The sequence below is a fragment of the Halostagnicola alkaliphila genome, from assembly GCF_055379965.1.
On the sequence record NZ_AP043825.1, the window covers coordinates 72,186 to 87,579 of the forward strand.

A 15,394-nucleotide genomic window follows, 5' to 3' on the forward strand; every position below is an offset into this window, starting at 1 on the left:
GGCAGTGCGTTCGATCAAGTTAGCCTTACTGGTCGCGCACCGCTCGCCGGGTGCCGAACACCGCTGCGTTGCGTCCGACCGAGACGCGATGGGACGGCTGTCGAAACTCGAGCATTGAAACCGGATGAAGGACCGGTCGTCGTCCGTCTCGTCTACTATCGGGCCTCAGCGAGCCCGGTACAGACAAGCGGCCGGACGGTTGGGCGACGTAAACACAGAAAAACCGTTCCCTGTTAGTGTCCATAATATTTAATAGTCGTGCTAATAGAGTTGTGTTATGGGTGAACAAACCCCAAATGCGACGAGTGAAGACTACCGCACAGATCGGCGACGGTTCATGGCAGTTGCGGGTAGCGTTGCTGGGTTCGGTCTCGTTGGTTCTGTGTCCGCGCGTAGCGGACCGACTTCGACCGACTCTCAGGGCGGAACCGCGGGCGCGGAGGCCCCACCGCTAGAGGTAGTCGACGAAGAGTGGCTCAGCGACCGTCTGGTGGAGTACACGTTCGATAACCCGTTAGTTGATCCTCCGTTTGAGCAGACGAACATGAGAGTATTCGTTCCGTCCGACTATCACGAGTCGGAACGAACGTATCCGACGGTGTACTTGTTCCACGGAGGGCCGGGTACAGCTGCCTCGTGGACGACAGATGACAGCGGTCCCGGACCGCTACAAAATTACTTCGAAGCCGATATCATGGTCGCAATGCCGGACGGAACGGACGGGTGGCACTCCGACTGGTACAACGACGGAGCGTTCGGAGCACCGAAGTGGGAGACGTACCACGTCCATCAACTCATTCCCTTCATTGAGAACGAGTTCAGGGTACGGTCTAACCGGCAAAGCCGAATCGCAGCTGGGTTCTCGATGGGGGGGGCGGGTTCGTTGACGTTGGGGGCCCGTCACCCGGACCTGTACGCCGGTGCGTACGCTCTCTCCGGGTCACCGTATCTCATAGACTACTCGAAAGAGGTGGTCGAGTCCGGTGATTGGGGGCCGGGCATGGACGGGCGACTCGGGGCGTGGGGAGACCCACGCGAACAAGAGACGCGCTGGAAAGGCCACAACGCACAGTATATTACGGAAAACCTCCAGAACACTCGAGTCCACGTCGCCGTTGGCAACAGTGGACCCGTCGAACCAACGGCGTACGAATTCGGCACGGAGCTCGTCGAAAGGCTCGCGGCGGCGAACGTCGAGCACGACTTCTACGTAAACCACGATCGCGGTCACAGTTACGAATGGGCACACCAAGATATCGAACGCTTGCAGGACGACTTTTTGGAGGTATTCCGGCGCGACCCCGTCGATCCGTCGGGCTTTAACTACCGGTCCATCGAGCCCAGCTTCGACGTGTGGGGTTGGCAAGTCAATCGTCCAGCGCTCACCCAAGAGACTCCCGAATTTCTCGACCTCGAGAACGTGACTGCTGATGGGTTTACCGTTACCGGAAGCGGGAAGATCGAATTCGTCACACCTGGGGTCTACGAACCCCAGAATCGCTTTGCCGTCACCGCCGACGGGCACGCATCGAGTGTCAGTCCGGGTGTCGTTACGGCCGATGTTGGAGGACGATTGTCGTTCACCGTGAGAGCGGGCCCGCCGGCCAAGCCGAGTGGAAACGTACCCAAGGAAAGTGCCGTTAGCGGCCCAAAGACGGTTGATATTTCCATTACGTCTCGATAACGAACCCACCCGTGAGGAGAAAGGACGGTCGTGAGGCCACGAATCATTTACTGTTCGTGCAGGCTTGAGCACTACGATCGCACTCATGAACAACCGACGAGGCCGAACTAACGAAACAAAATTGCATCCCAACTGCCGAAGGTCGGATTTACCAGGAGAAAATATATGGTGGCTGCAACTCATCTCTCACGCATGGGCGACACCACCCCTCCAAAAACGATAAAAGCCGTCGAACACACCTGTACAATCCTCGACGAACTCCGGATGACCGACGGCCTGACGGTCACGGAGCTGTCCGAGCGTGTCGGGCTCACCCCTGGCGGTGTACATAATCACTTGACGACGCTCAAGCAGCAGAACATGGTCCAACAAGACGGAACCACCTATCGGCTCGGCCCCGACTTCCTGTTATACGGTGCTCACATCCGAAACAACAGCGGCATGTTGCAGGCCGGGAAAGGAGTGACCGATACGCTCGCCCACGAAACCGACGAAATCGCGAACCTGCTACTCGAGCACGACGGCAAACTGTTCGTCCTTCACGAGCGGTTCGGTGAGAACGCAATCGGTCGGTCCTTTCATATCCAAAAACGGGCCGAGGCGACGAAGCATCTCCATTGTACCGCCGGCGGAAAAGCGATCCTCGCCCATTTGCCTAAGTCGCGGCTTGAAACAATCCTCGAGAATCAGGGTCTTGTTCAATTCACGCCGAACACGATTACGGATCCAGACAAGTTACGGAGCGAACTGGAGATCATCCGAGAACAAGGTTTCGCGTTGAATAGGGAAGAAGAGATGAACGGAATCCGCGCGATTGGAGCACCTGTCCTAGATGTAGATAACGGCGTAGTAGGGGCAGTGAGCCTCACCGGACCTGCAAGTCGACTCAAAGACGATGTGTTCGAGCAAACGTATCCGGAAGGGTTAGTACAGGCCGCAAACATGATCGAGATTAATCTCCAGACTGGTGATGAAGAATTATGATAGACGCCAGAGCCATAATAATTAGTGACTTCTTGGATCTGGTGAATCACTAGACGACTTGCCGGAGGAGATCATGTCGCTTGCGGCCTCATGCTGGGGCAATCGTGACTGTAATCACAAGAAATCTGGCGATGACGGATCAGTTGGCTGCACTCAGAAAGATAGTGAGACACTACAACCAGACGTCGTATGGCGATTCACCACGACCTTCTATGCTGCCAACTGTTCGTTGTTCTCTGAGTGATTCTTGAATAGAAGAAAAGTCAACGTCAAATCTGTGAAGGAAAACCAAAATAATCAATTGGCTTCTCTTCGAGCGTGTGGTAGTGACCAAAATTCAAGTTCGTCTCCGCCAGCTCCGACAGCGGTGGCAACGGGGATTTGTTCTCGCCTCACCGGTGATGGCCGAACAGGTGCTCCGGACGCTGATGCGGACAACCGACATCGTCATCGCTGGCCTCTTATCTCCGGCAGCTATCGCCGCCGTTGGACTTGCCGATCTCTACGCGCGGATTTCACTTCAAATCGGTCTTGGGATCGGTGACGGTGCGATCACACTCTCGAGCCAGGACACGGGGAGCGAAGCGACGGCCAATCGCGACGAAGCGGTAGCCCAGGCGTTACTCCTCGGCGGCGCCCTTGGGCTCCCGCTTTCTGTGTTCGGACTCGCGTTCAGCGCCGAGGCGATTGCCATCATGGGCGCGGAGGCGGACGTGGTCCAGATTGGTGCGGCCTATCTGACGGTCGTCATGATCGCTGCGCCGGCGTCGATCCTCACTCTCGTCGGTGCACGAGCCATACAAGGAACGGGCGACACGTACACCGCGATGCTCGTCAACGCGTTCGCGAACGTCCTGAACATCGTAGGATCGGTGGCGTTGGCGTTCGGTCTCGGGCCGCTCCCGGAACTGTCGATGGTCGGCGTCGCCGTCGCGAGTGCGCTCGCCGATGTTGTCGCCGCGTCGCTGTTCCTCGGCGTGATCTACCGCCCGCGAAGTTCCTTCACGCTTGTCGTCCCGACACAGCTGGTCCTGACGAAACAACTCGTCGTTATCAGCGTCCCGCGGATCGCCGAGGGCTGCTCAGAAATCGTCGCGGAGTTCCCGTTCAACGCTATCCTGCTCATCTTCGGCACGGAAGTGAATGCGGCCTACCACATCGGCCGCCGGATGTACCACCAGATTGCATCTCCGCTGTCGCGAGGGTACAGCGTCGCAGCGAACATCCTTGTCGGGCAGGCGCTCGGGCGGGGAAATCCGCGCCAGGCGTACGCCGACGGCGTCGCGACGACGCTGCTGGCAATCGGAACCATCGGTGTCGCCGGGATCGGGCTCTACGTAGGCGCCGAACAGTTCGTTCAAATCTTCTCCACCGATCCCGAAACTGTCGACCATGCCGTCCAGTTTACCCAGATTTACGCCATTACCGCGTTCCTTATCGCGGCCACCGTCGTTACCTCGGGAGCGCTCCGCGGCGGCAGCGATACCGTCACCCCGTTTCTCGCCCGCCTGACCGGGACTGGCGTCTTCCTGCTCGGCATCGCCTATGTCGGCGGCGTCCGGCTCGAGTACGGTGTCACCGCCGTCTACGTGGCGATAGTCGCGGATTACGTTTGGCGGACGTGCCTCGTCGGTACCGTCTTCTATCGGCGACGGTGGATGGACCGCGCGCGGACACTCATGATCGAACGCGGCAGCGTCACCGACACAAACGCGGACAAAGAGGACTGACTGTAATTAGGTCTCTCGGCGTTCCTTATTCAGCCTAGACAACGCCCTCGTTGAGCAACCGATCGATCTCTTCCTCGTCGTACGCGAACTTGGCAAGCACCTTGCGTGTGTTCGCCCAGCGAGAGTGAGATCACCGCAAAATGAAACCACCCAGTCAGCGGTTCGGTCGCTACGTGAAGCATTCGTGTCCCCGTGCGTTCGTAGTGGTGATCCTTCCGGGTTTACCGGGAGCGGGGCGCAGGTGTGCTTTCGAAGTTCCTTACTGGATTCGTCGAAACTGATAACTGGAGGGTTCTTATCACACGGTTCTTGGTAGAGTGAGAGAATCGTTTCCGTTCGATAGACGAACTCAGTGTTCTCTTTCGTGGAATGAGCCACTATTTAGAGCGGTGTGGCTTCAGGTCGTTTTTTAGACGGTGTCGCACTGTTTCCTCGGAGATCGAGTCGGAGTGATTAGCGTAACCTGTGAATGTCTCAGGTCTGCAAACTGCGTCTCCTGATCCCGTCGAGTCCAGTCTCGACGACGATTATTCAAAACGTTGCGCTGACCACTTAATCATCGCCAGAATATTGATTAGAAATGATAACCCAATCATGGTACAGAGAGTTAGTCGAGATCTGTATCGATCGGCGTTGTGAGATCCTCAAGTGACTCAAAGAAGCGGTTACTGAAAGCGGCTTGGAGTTGTCTCCAACGTTCTCCGACCGGATTTAGCTCTGATGAGTACGCCGGGAACGTGACGAATGCAAGGTCGTCACGGACCTAGCGGCCCGTGACGGCCAACGCCTGAAAATACGGTGTCCCATCGAGCACAACAAGAAAATCATCATTAAATTCCTTTCATAATATAATTATGATGTTTTGCCTGATTGGCAGTCACGTACTCTTCAAATCGAGAGAAAAAGCGATCACCGTTCCGGTGATGTGCCCGACAGACACGTCCAATCACGTTGGCCGGATAATTCGACAGACGGCTACGGACAGCACGGAAACCACGCGGCACGCGACTCGACCTGGACGGGTTTTTTGCTCCTCAGAATCAGATCCGACGGCTATAGGGCATGGTTTTTGATAACACAATCCCGCTTCTTTGAGCACCCGCCGGCAACTCGGGAGTGAGTACTCAACATCGTCGGCCTCGCCGAGACACTGTTGGACGAGCGCTGATGCATCAAGGCCAACTTCCGCAGGAGATTCGTGGATAGCTTTGAATTCCTCTTGTTTTCTTTCTGAAGGTATTCATCATTTCCCAGATCGATGAGCATCAGTAATAGCCTGTTCAAGCGACTCGTCAGTATTGAGTCGCGTGAGCCAGCTATCGATTGGCTATCGCTGCACGTCGTACCACTCGGTAGTTCAGTCTACGTGACATCGTTTTGTACTTAATTGCTGCTAAGAGACGTTGTGTCGGCTTCTTTCCGTCTACATTATCAAGAGCATCTTGCAACTCTTCGACTGAGATTTCGTCGTGGGAGTCCACTGTTTTCCACAGCGCTTTGTGAGTGAATAGTTCTAATGTTTACTATGACAATGGATAGTGATGTTGTGACGAAAGACGTGGAGTGGAGCTCCGGGGGAAGAGTTTCTCCATGATAGTAGACGTTAGACATTTGACCCATAGGTTGTTCCTGCTTGTAATGGACCATCTCGACGAGATCTCCGTTAAAGAACTTCACGATGCATCAGATAGAACTGAATACTACGCTCGGCAGCCACAAATGACGCTTCAATTACTACCGCATAGTATCCGTTCTGTTCGCGGAGCGTTCGTGCTGCTTCGAGAAGTCGACAGGCCTTCCGAAGCTGGACGAGAGCAGTGTTAGAGACATCCAGATCGGATTCACCAGTTTGTCCCCAGGTCTGCTGAAAGGCCACCTCAGCGTCGGTGAGTGCTTCGTCGACGTAGCTATCGTCCATTCGTCAGCACCTCCTCTTTGAGTTGGGTGAGAGCGTCGGATTGGTCAAGCGTTAGTCCAGTGGCGAAGATTTCGCGCAGCCGATCCCCGTATCGGCGCGCACTCTCAACGGATTCGACAAGGACGTGGAATTTGTACCGGTCACCATCGAACGGTTGCTCATTCAACTCCGATGTGAGTTCGTCGGCGGTTTGCTGGGCTGTCGCCTGCGCGCTGTCAACAAGGACGAAACAATCGATATCGCTTCGCCGATCAGCATCCCCTCGAGCGACACTGCCAAAGAGGACGATTCCGCAAATCCCGTCGACGTTGTCAGTCAATCTCGAGACGAGCTCTCGAATTGGGGCGTGAAACTCCGTTTGTGGAATCTGAATGATCGGATCGTCAGGCTTGCTGAGTCGGGTACGATTAATCTGAACGAGCTTCTTCCGCCCACTATGCTCGATCTCGACGAAGCCAACAGCCTCGAGGTCATCAACAGCCGCCGAAATGCTTCGATGCGGATGATCCGTTGCTCGGCTCAAATCTCGAATCCCGAACGCTGTATAGGAATTGTCGACAAGCAATGTGAGAATCTCCCCAGTACAGGTGTGACTGAAGAGGTCCGTAGAAGAGACAGGGACTGACAGCTCGAGTGATGCGCCCTGTTGGATACTTTTACTGCCCATGGATAGATATTCTCCCCAATTCATAAATAAATGCCGGCAATGAGGTCTCCTCCCAATGATGCTGATACGTCCGGTTCGGCTGGTACTCGATCGGTACCACAGTGTTGCTGGTACACCTCGAGGGCACGCACTCGACATTCTCCTGAAGACGATTGAACTGGCACTTGAACCCGAGGATGGGGACCATGCGCTCACCCGGCTGCTCGAGCGAGGCTACTTTTATGAGGTTGACGGTGAACTCTGTGTGACGATGCCAGAAAACTAAAAGTTCGCTATTCAATTCGTCTTTACAGATCTTGAACAAATAGTATGCGTCCTCGGAATCCACGTTCCCTCCCATATCGAGCTTGTAGGCAATCTGCACCTCAGGGACTACTATTGGGAGATGGATTTGCTCACCGTCATCTAGTCCAATAACTGCTCTCCGCTGATTTTGAAACGATGCGTGATTAAGATCCGTTGGTTTTAGTTCGACAGAGGGAACTCGCTTGCCATCACGAGCGACCCGAACCGGATCTCCGTGCTGGAACATCTCGTTTATACTCGAAAGAGGCATCGCCGATCCCCAGTAGCCACAACTCTCGAGTTCATCACTCAAAGCATCAATTGTCTCCCGATGTGACGGTTCCGCTACTGTTGATAGTCAACCCGGCTGTAGCGACTCAATTGATTACCACAAGCGACCCATCCGAAGCCCGCTCAATATCTTCAATCAGTTCTAACCACTCGATCCCAGACGAGGTCGTCTCTGCACCTACTCGGCGCTCAACAGCCGATTCGGGGACGCCGGTGTAGAGATCGTCGTCGTACTCGAACTCCCGAAGCGAAATAATAGCGCTTCGGACTTCACTTCCATTCTGGAACCGATCGTAGAGCGTTTGCACTTCCCTGTGAATATCGAAGACGAACCCCTGGTCTTCTAGCCGGTCCAGTTTATGCTTTATCGAACTGATGAAATCATCGTTGCCAAGCATCTCGAGTTGCGTCATAATCTCTTCGACGATCGTTTCGTCGTCAATTCCGCCTTGGGCGATGCGAATCATATCATCGACGTCGTCTTCCCGGTTGGCGACCGCTTTGAACAGGAAAATATCGTGTAGCGAGACCATTCGAACCGAAAGCCCGCCTTCATCGAATAGATGGCGACTCCGAGAGACCATCGGATCACTGAGGGAGATCACGCCTGCAACCTGTTCGTGGAATACGTCGAACCGTTTGCGGTCCTTTTCGAGAATAAACCTGTCTCGAGTTCGTCATATTCCTCGACGAGATCCTCTTGTGGCTCGTAGCCCGCGGAGCGAAGAACGTGCCATAATTGGCGAAGTTCGGACTCCCTCCTAACGATGAGACCGATGTCTTTCGTCGCGTTCTTGATTTCCGCCAATGTCAGTGCACCCCCACCAATCAGGTACACCGTCAGCTCGTCATCGATGAGGCTTGCAAGTTCACTGAATTGCTGTCGAATTGCGGACGATCTGAAGGTCGGTTCGCGACTCATAGGTTAACCTCGTACTCGGAGACCAGCTTCTCAAACTCTTCCCATTGCGGCGTATTTTCCGAAGTGATCTCCCCTTTGGTCCACAGGAACTCCACGAGCGGAAGTACAACGTCTTCGATACCATAGTGATTCGCAGAGTGCTGGAGTTCTTCCTTTGACAATCCCGTTTCGGCGACGAGCAACAGCGCGTACTTCCGGTGTCGTGAGTCGTTTTCTATGAGAAGTAGATGGCAGACAAGGTCTTCCGGACCAAGCGAATCCTGTTCTGTCGAATAGAAATAGTACTGCTCGGATTTCGTGAAGAACTGTAATCCGTGCTCGGCAAACGCATCGAGGCCCGTTCGATGGTAATTCGGGCTCTCGACATCGGTTTCGGTTCGGATGAGAAACTCCGTGTGGGATTCCCAGACGATTGTTCCGCCTCCTACGTCGCGTCTGATCTTGACGCGATGAATGTGATGCTGGAGCTCGTAAGCGAAGACGTGGAGTTCGTTGAACTCTGCTCTGAGTCTGTATTGACTATGATCCTTCGTCGCCATTGCCCGATTCGTTAGCGTCCGAAGATTCCGATAGATCGTTGCCCGACTCCGCCCGGTTCGATCTGTAAGCTCGGTTGCTGCCCACTGTTTATCGCTGCTAAGATAGTACAACACGTTTAGCAGTGAGGGCGTAAGCAAATCGGCGAAATCGACGTGCGGATTCGACTTCGTAAGCGACTGAAATACTTCAACACATCGTGCGTCGCTTGGTTTGGCGACGGAACGAGTTCCTATCCGTTCTCTGCTGATCAGATCGAGCCGTTCCAAGCCCCCAAGCGCCTCGGATACTGTTGCTTCTTGGTACTCTAACTCGCTAGCTAATTCCTGTCTAGTCTTTGGGGACTCTACAGCTGAAAGAACTCGTAACTCTTTCTCTTCGATCATATTATCTCATAATCGCCCAATCCTATTTAAGACCTTAGGTGATTATGAGATGAAATATATTCATTCTTATCTATGTGACTCAAAATTTCGAATGCTATATCGACGACAGATTGATGACGGGTTCGTCGAACCAGACAACCGGGCGCTTACTTCTGCAAGCTGATCTCGACCTTCAGACTCGAGGCTTCCTCGGGCATCTGCTCGAAGAGGTCGAAGAAATCGTACGAGAGGACACGACTGCCCACTCATTCGAACAGGAACTCGACGACGCGTACGAACGACTCGGTGAGCGAACGGAGACGGTTATCGACCAGGTTGAGTTTGATATCGAGGACGGTACGGAGAAGGTGAGATCCCATGCAAGCGATATTTTGATTCGCCAGCGCACCGGGATTCATGACGGACCCGACGATGCGTACGAGAAGGGGCTGCTCGCACTCGCTGTGCGTCGAAAGGTGGAACACCATGCTTATGCATTGATCCCTACTTCAAGAGATCCTCAATGAAGCGGAAGCCGTTCACGTACGTGACTGAATCACCGTACCCTTCACTAGCGAACACGCTCTCAGCCCCTTTACCGGCAAGAATATCGGTCGTATAGATGTACGCATGGTCTGCCCTCCCCTCTACGAACGCCTGGGCGGCGACCCCGGCGAGCGCTGGATCCGCACGTTCGATCTCGTCGGCAGGGCGATCATCCGCGTTCGCGATGTACCGCTGGATACCGTCCATCGTCCGTGATACTAGCGCGTTCGTATACTGCAACGGCTCTGCGACTCGCGCCCACCCCTCGTCGATTGCCGTGTCGATCGGCGGATCTTCTACATCGGGATCGTTGACGGTCAGTTCATCGTAGACGCGTTCGGGGAGGACGAATGTGATATCGTTCCGGCGAGCGAACGCTCTGACCACGCGATATCGGCGGTTCGAAGTTGCCCCATCGCTGCGAACAGGCCAGTATCCGCGATGTGAATGGCGCTCACGTGTCGTCGCCGGCAACGTCTCGATCGACACCCTCGATATCCGCGACCGACGCGCCTGCCTCCTCGATGTCGAAGTGCTCGTGGACAATGGGTCGAAGCGCCTGGAGGATGATCTCGGCCGCGAGCGGGGAGATATCGAGATCATGGGCCATCAGCTGGTGGGTGACCTCCCCACGCTCTCGATCCACGGTGTAGTTCAGTGCTGTCGCGAGGCCCGCGATTCCGTGCCGATCGATGTATGTATCGATGTCATCGTTGGTCGTGCGGCGCCCGACGGCATCGATGAGCGCTGGCGTGATCGTGTATTCTCGGGTCCCATCGGCAGCTGTGACGGTCAGGTCGATATCGCTCGCGACATACATCCGTGGTTGCTCGTCAGTCGTCGCCTCGAGGACGCCAGCGTCAACCAGCCGGTTGACGTAGGTGTATGCTGTCCCCTGCGCGAGGTCGAGGGCGTCCATCATCTCTTGGACGGTCGCTTTCTCCTCTTGATCGATATACGCATACAGCTGAGCGAGCTTCGGCTCCTCGAGAAGGTCTGCGACCGAGAGGAAGTCGCGGATGACGTCGCCGTTGGCTCGGTTTGACGTACGTGACATGGCTTTAGTCTTGATTACAGTTTACAGCGAAACAGTAAAGAGTGTTTGGGGTCACTCCTTCGGCGACGCGACGAGATGCTCCTCGAGGTCGCAACTCCAGTACGGAGCTGGTCTACTGGGACTACATCGCGCACACAGTTGCAGTGGTCCTTCCAAGTGACGAGTTCCACTCGAAACCGCGTGAGTGCTGCGAGTGTGTCGACGGCGAGTCTGCACCCGTCACCGGCGTGGTGGTTGCGCTCGCCGGGATCTGGCTGTGTCTGGATCGCACAATCGACGCAAATTGGGTGAGTGACCCGTTCGTCCGTCCCCCAAGTATGAGCTTCGCCAAGCTCCGACCGGGCGGTACATCGCAGAAGACACAGCCAGAGAGCATCTGTTGCATCACTCGTCCTCCTCATCGGCGTCGCGGCCGGCTGTCCAGCCCCGGTGGAAGACTGCTAACTGCATGATCGAATCAAACGCCTCGCCACTTGGATCGTGAACGAGCATTCGCTGTTCAGCGATCGGGATGACCACATCGTCTTCGAGGAGATCGCCAACGAGGCGTCGGGCGGTCGTTTCGTCAACGTCTGCTGTCGAGATACGAGTCGCATCTCGGTCTTGTGCAACCAGTTCGGTTTCGAGTCGTCTGTAATCGTTCGCTGTATCGTCGAGTGCATCTGGACCAGTCATGAAGAATCAGTTCGGGTACGCTTTCGTGCGCGCCTCATGCCTCATGGCGCTGACAGACTCTCCCCTCGATAGCAGGTGACTTGGTAGAGTGGGACAGCGGCTCTGGAATTATTAACCAACAATCTGGATCAACCCTCAAAATGTTAGCTAAAGTCGGTCACGCTGCCAAGAACTAGATGTCTCTCGTTATCATGGGTTCCTCGAGTGGGGATCAGACCGCGATTCTTGAATCGCCTCCCACACGAAAGGAACCAATAAACACCCAGCGGAGCAGTTGACTGGAGCGCTTTCGTATGGTGGCGGCTGGTGTGACGGAGCGAACACTCGATTGATTGGGTCTGTTGATATTCTATTGGCAATATTGATTGGCACAGAAGAGTGATGTGGATTATAGATTGAATTGGGACGTATTGAACGCTGTTTGATCGGATGAATGGCCTATTATCAGATAATCGGAGAAATCGTTATATGTGAAGTAACTCGTTACATAGGATATAACAGATGAACGTCGAAGTACGATTACCCCTTCCGGACGAGCAAGTCTTCCGGTACGCGGCGATGGACGATTCCCTCGAGATACTCGCTCGCAACCCGTCCGAAGAGTTCTCGAATCGAGACCTACAACGACTGACCGGGTACGGCGGTCCGAGCGTGTCAAAGGCACTTTCGTTGCTCGAGGCGATGGAGTTGATAATCAGGCGGGACGCGGGTAATCGGACCCTCTACAAGATCGACGAACAGCGGCTACACAACGCCGACGATCCGTTCCTCGAAATCCCGCAAGCGGAGTTTCGGGAACCGTTGAAGCGATTCCGCAAGCGGATCGACGATCAACTACCGTCGGTCGCTGGGATTCTCTGTTTTGGGAGTGTCGCACGCGGTGAGGCTGACCGTGCGAGCGATATTGACGTCTTCGTTCTCGTCGACGACAAGGAGGTGGTCTCTGTGCGGCGAACCGTCTCAGACATCGTTCGGGATCTCGAAGAAGAATCGATCGGCGGCGATCGATATGAGTTCGAGATCTTTGTCGAGTCTCCCGAGAGCGCTCGCAAGCGGGGAGCGGATCTCCAACCGATATTTCAGGAGGGCATTCCCCTCCTCGAGAGCGAGACGCTTCGGCGAGTGAGACACGACATTTTCGAGGTGACGGAATGACCTCGAAGGAACTCGAAGCAGCGCTGGCGGACGCCGAAGACGCATTTCAGCGAAGACCCGAGAACCCGGAAGTCGGACTTGAGTACGTCTCTGATTCGGACATCCTTCAACTGCGGAAGGCGTGCCGGCTCCTCGACGCCGCTGGCTTCCTGCTCGGTCGAAACGGCCACTACACGGTTATCATTGAGAGTTCCTTCGTGGCGATTGAGCGCTCAATCCAGTTTTACGTCGGGCAGAAAGGGTACGATGTCGCCGGCCAGCGCCATACAGAGGTGTACGAATTGGGCGTCAGAGCGGGTCTTTTCTCTCGCGACATTGCCGATCGGCTCGAAGAACTTTGGATCGAAAACCGATCGGAATCCTACTACCGGACCGGCGTTGCAGGTGAGTATCGGGCACAGACGATTCACAGGCTCGCAGTCCAACTCCACAACGAGATTGTTCGTCTCACCCGGACACAGGACTGTATCTGCGAGTGACCATCGCCAGGACTTCTCCAGTACCACATTAGTCACCGACAGTGCGACTTGTACTGGCATTTCAGTTACCTCGTGACGCCTCTTTGGAGCGCACAACAAACCCATTCGAGCGACTCGAGTCTGTCGGAAGTACCATCGCCGCCCGAGTGAGCCTGGACGTCGATAGTGGCTGCGCGCGCAGCGCAGCGAACACGGAGCGGAGAGTAGGGCGGTGGGATCTGGGTCGGTTCGGCCCACAGCATAAAAGGGGGAACTACATCAACTATTCATCCCACCACCGGCGACGTTCCGGAACTCGATATAACTCCAGCCCGTCAAGGCGAGCAAGCATCGTCCCTGGTACCAGCTCTTCGCTGCCGCCCGGAATCGAACCGTCTGTCCTTCGCGAACCATCGTCTGATTCGACCGTTGCCAGATCGTGAAGGGTGAAAGATAGTTCCCCTCGAAATATTCAGATGCTGCTTTCACAACCAAATTGCAACGAAAACGCGTTTGATTCGAGCGTATCGACTACCTCGAGATAGCCAATCGAGACGGCTTACTCTGACTCTGAGAGCGCCTCATCGACGTACTGGTCTTCCCACTCACGTCTCGCTTCGAGTTCGCGCTGGCCACGGGCAGTGATGGTATAGTAATTCGTCCGCTTATCGAGCTCGCCTTTCTCGACGAGACCCTTGTCGACGACCTCGTCGAGGTTGGGATACAGTCGGCCGTGATGGATCTCTGTCTCGTAGTAGTCCTCAAGTTCGTCCTTGATCGCCAGCCCGTGGGGCTCGTCTTGACCGGCGATCGTATACAGGACATCGCGCTGAAAGGCAGTCAAATCGTACATATCGGAATTATTGAGTATAGAGCTATAAACGTTCCGAGAGCTGATGAAAGAAATCACAGAGTGAGAACAGTATGGGAACGGTGAGCAGGCGGATTTACTGATCGAAACCAGTTGCAAAATTGATGTCGTTATTCGATGTTGAGCGCTGTCTCAATTTCAGCGTCGAAGTCGTCCATGGTCTGCGGGCCAAGGCGGACCTCGACACCTGCCTCAGTGAGCAGTTCTGTCATCTCCCAGCGGGTGACATCCGCCCGCTCTGCAGCCTTTCCAAGGGATATTTCACCGAGAGCATAGAGTCCAATCGTGGTCGCGAACTCCTCGGTATCGTCCACATGGGGACTGTGACGGTCAGTAGTCATAGGTTCGAAGAAGTAGTGGCTTATCCGGTTGAGCGCAGTGGCGTGGAGTATGGAAGGACCTCGAGTCCAAAACTCCGCGCAAGCGTAGCAATCGTCCCATCATACGTGAAGACAAAGCTGGCCCCAGCGCGTGTGGCTTCAAGAACGAGTGTGGCTTCTGTGATATTGAACGCAATCTTCTCACGTTCCTCGTACAATTGCGTTGCAGCCAAAAAGACCTCCTTCGGCGTATTCGAGAGCGTGGTGGTGCTCCAGTTATCACTACCGTGTAGTACCCGGATTGCTGAGTCTTCGATATCTGCCTGCAACTGAGCCGTTTCACGGGCCGATGTACCGTAGCGAACGCTGGTAAAGACCTCTGCAAGCACATAGACATTCGTATAGTAGAACGCCTGAGCACGACTGAGTTCGAAAAATCGATCAATGACCTGCTGGTGTCGTGCTGATCGGAGGTCAGTCAATCGAGCGAGTAACGCTTCTTTCCCCAAGAAGATAGTCGATTTGCCATGATCGGCTGGAAAAATGAGCGAGTCGCGATGATCAGGAACTGGGTCTGTTCCGTGCACCCTGTCACTCCTCGTCCGTATCACGCTCGACGTGGATTCGATCACGATCGAGCAACGAATCCTCCGTGTTGGCGAGCGGGGGTTCCCCAAGTTCGTCAGGATCGATACGACCACCACTTAGGAATCGCTCAAGTGGGGACGATCCATCGTTGGGTTCACTTTGACTTGACATGGCGAGACACTCCAAATGCTATTGTTAGATAGGTGGGTGCGATACAAAAAATCTCTGGTTCAGCGCATGTCACTGTCGATTGTCGCCTCAGTAGTCCCACCACCATTTCATCCCCGAGTCTCCTGCTAAACTCATGAACGAAAACTCGCTTCTCTACGACGAGGACCTTC

18 protein-coding genes and 4 pseudogenes are annotated in these 15,394 nt (G+C 54.8%); 7 read left to right on the plus strand and 15 right to left on the minus strand.

Annotation, left to right across the window (positions count from 1 at the left end; translation table 11 throughout):
- The first annotated feature begins 277 nt into the window (after nt 1-277).
- The 3 genes from ACZ5C7_RS02495 to ACZ5C7_RS02505 all read left to right on the plus strand — a co-directional run bounded on the left by ACZ5C7_RS02495 (nt 278) and on the right by ACZ5C7_RS02505 (nt 4,398).
- Nucleotides 278-1,684, plus strand: coding sequence for an alpha/beta hydrolase (locus ACZ5C7_RS02495; protein WP_464375041.1), 1,407 nt, complete (start codon nt 278-280; stop codon nt 1,682-1,684).
- Between the two features lie 192 nt (nt 1,685-1,876).
- Nucleotides 1,877-2,668, plus strand: a complete 792-nt coding sequence (locus ACZ5C7_RS02500; protein ID WP_464375042.1) for an IclR family transcriptional regulator — start codon at nt 1,877-1,879, stop codon at nt 2,666-2,668.
- A 320-nt stretch (nt 2,669-2,988) separates the two neighbouring features.
- On the plus strand, nt 2,989-4,398 hold the full coding sequence (locus ACZ5C7_RS02505; protein ID WP_464375043.1) for an MATE family efflux transporter: 1,410 nt from the start codon (nt 2,989-2,991) through the stop codon (nt 4,396-4,398).
- A 607-nt stretch (nt 4,399-5,005) separates the two neighbouring features.
- Here the strand turns inward: ACZ5C7_RS02505 and ACZ5C7_RS02510 are convergent.
- From ACZ5C7_RS02510 to ACZ5C7_RS02520, 3 genes and pseudogenes are all read right to left on the minus strand, one after another.
- Nucleotides 5,006-5,879: pseudogene (locus ACZ5C7_RS02510) on the minus strand (transposase).
- Nucleotides 5,880-6,061: 182 nt separating this feature from the next.
- Nucleotides 6,062-6,316, minus strand: coding sequence for a hypothetical protein (locus ACZ5C7_RS02515; protein WP_464375044.1), 255 nt, complete (start codon nt 6,314-6,316; stop codon nt 6,062-6,064).
- Nucleotides 6,306-6,983, minus strand: coding sequence for a nucleotidyltransferase domain-containing protein (locus ACZ5C7_RS02520; RefSeq protein ID WP_464375045.1), 678 nt, complete (start codon nt 6,981-6,983; stop codon nt 6,306-6,308). The genes ACZ5C7_RS02515 and ACZ5C7_RS02520 overlap by 11 nt, the downstream gene beginning before the upstream one ends.
- Nucleotides 6,984-7,038: 55 nt before the next feature.
- Here ACZ5C7_RS02520 and ACZ5C7_RS02525 point away from each other — a divergent pair, with 55 nt between their 5' ends.
- A complete protein-coding gene (locus ACZ5C7_RS02525) occupies nt 7,039-7,248 on the plus strand; it encodes a hypothetical protein (RefSeq protein ID WP_464375046.1) in 210 nt (69 codons plus the stop codon).
- Nucleotides 7,249-7,645: 397 nt separating this feature from the next.
- Here the strand turns inward: ACZ5C7_RS02525 and ACZ5C7_RS02530 are convergent, their stop codons facing one another.
- The 3 genes from ACZ5C7_RS02530 to ACZ5C7_RS02540 form a co-directional block, all read right to left on the minus strand.
- The gene (locus tag ACZ5C7_RS02530) at nt 7,646-8,092 is read right to left on the minus strand and encodes a hypothetical protein (RefSeq protein ID WP_464375047.1); all 447 of its coding nucleotides are present in this window, start codon (nt 8,090-8,092) and stop codon (nt 7,646-7,648) included.
- A gap of 68 nt (nt 8,093-8,160) precedes the next feature.
- Nucleotides 8,161-8,481 carry a hypothetical protein gene (locus ACZ5C7_RS02535; protein WP_464375048.1) on the minus strand — a complete coding sequence of 107 codons (321 nt, stop codon included), beginning with the start codon at nt 8,479-8,481 and terminating at the stop codon, nt 8,161-8,163.
- Nucleotides 8,478-9,404, minus strand: a complete 927-nt coding sequence (locus ACZ5C7_RS02540) for a helix-turn-helix domain-containing protein (RefSeq protein WP_464375049.1) — start codon at nt 9,402-9,404, stop codon at nt 8,478-8,480. The genes ACZ5C7_RS02535 and ACZ5C7_RS02540 overlap by 4 nt, the downstream gene beginning before the upstream one ends.
- Nucleotides 9,405-9,517: 113 nt before the next feature.
- Here ACZ5C7_RS02540 and ACZ5C7_RS02545 point away from each other — a divergent pair, with 113 nt between their 5' ends.
- Nucleotides 9,518-9,910 carry a hypothetical protein gene (locus tag ACZ5C7_RS02545; protein ID WP_464375050.1) on the plus strand — a complete coding sequence of 131 codons (393 nt, stop codon included), beginning with the start codon at nt 9,518-9,520 and terminating at the stop codon, nt 9,908-9,910.
- Here the strand turns inward: ACZ5C7_RS02545 and ACZ5C7_RS02550 are convergent.
- From ACZ5C7_RS02550 to ACZ5C7_RS02565, 4 genes and pseudogenes are all read right to left on the minus strand, one after another.
- A pseudogene (locus tag ACZ5C7_RS02550) lies at nt 9,888-10,387 on the minus strand (hypothetical protein). The gene ACZ5C7_RS02545 and the pseudogene ACZ5C7_RS02550 overlap by 23 nt on opposite strands.
- Nucleotides 10,384-10,986 (minus strand): winged helix-turn-helix domain-containing protein, encoded by a 603-nt coding sequence (locus ACZ5C7_RS02555; protein WP_464375051.1) that lies wholly within the window; start codon nt 10,984-10,986, stop codon nt 10,384-10,386. Before ACZ5C7_RS02555 ends, ACZ5C7_RS02550 begins: the two are co-directional and overlap by 4 nt.
- A gap of 51 nt (nt 10,987-11,037) precedes the next feature.
- Nucleotides 11,038-11,371 (minus strand): annotated as a pseudogene (locus ACZ5C7_RS02560) (DUF7558 family protein).
- Complete coding sequence (locus ACZ5C7_RS02565) at nt 11,371-11,661, minus strand: hypothetical protein (protein WP_464375052.1); 291 nt, start codon at nt 11,659-11,661, stop codon at nt 11,371-11,373. Before ACZ5C7_RS02565 ends, ACZ5C7_RS02560 begins: the two are co-directional and overlap by 1 nt.
- A gap of 501 nt (nt 11,662-12,162) precedes the next feature.
- Here ACZ5C7_RS02565 and ACZ5C7_RS02570 point away from each other — a divergent pair.
- Complete coding sequence (locus tag ACZ5C7_RS02570) at nt 12,163-12,816, plus strand: nucleotidyltransferase domain-containing protein (RefSeq protein ID WP_464375053.1); 654 nt, start codon at nt 12,163-12,165, stop codon at nt 12,814-12,816.
- Entirely contained in the window at nt 12,813-13,295 is a 483-nt protein-coding gene (locus ACZ5C7_RS02575) for a hypothetical protein (RefSeq protein ID WP_464375054.1), read from the plus strand. The genes ACZ5C7_RS02570 and ACZ5C7_RS02575 overlap by 4 nt, the downstream gene beginning before the upstream one ends.
- Before the next feature lie 262 nt (nt 13,296-13,557).
- Here ACZ5C7_RS02575 and ACZ5C7_RS02580 read toward each other — a convergent pair.
- The 5 genes and pseudogenes from ACZ5C7_RS02580 to ACZ5C7_RS02600 form a co-directional block, all read right to left on the minus strand.
- Nucleotides 13,558-13,718 (minus strand): annotated as a pseudogene (locus ACZ5C7_RS02580) (DNA-binding protein); the annotation flags it as partial.
- A gap of 115 nt (nt 13,719-13,833) precedes the next feature.
- Nucleotides 13,834-14,127, minus strand: coding sequence for a PadR family transcriptional regulator (locus ACZ5C7_RS02585; protein ID WP_464375055.1), 294 nt, complete (start codon nt 14,125-14,127; stop codon nt 13,834-13,836).
- 128 nt (nt 14,128-14,255) lie between these two features.
- On the minus strand, nt 14,256-14,459 hold the full coding sequence (locus ACZ5C7_RS02590) for a DUF7317 family protein (protein ID WP_464375056.1): 204 nt from the start codon (nt 14,457-14,459) through the stop codon (nt 14,256-14,258).
- A 47-nt stretch (nt 14,460-14,506) separates the two neighbouring features.
- Nucleotides 14,507-15,052 carry a hypothetical protein gene (locus ACZ5C7_RS02595; protein ID WP_464375057.1) on the minus strand — a complete coding sequence of 182 codons (546 nt, stop codon included), beginning with the start codon at nt 15,050-15,052 and terminating at the stop codon, nt 14,507-14,509.
- 4 nt (nt 15,053-15,056) lie between these two features.
- Nucleotides 15,057-15,224 carry a hypothetical protein gene (locus ACZ5C7_RS02600; protein WP_464375058.1) on the minus strand — a complete coding sequence of 56 codons (168 nt, stop codon included), beginning with the start codon at nt 15,222-15,224 and terminating at the stop codon, nt 15,057-15,059.
- Between the last annotated feature and the right edge of the window lie 170 nt (nt 15,225-15,394).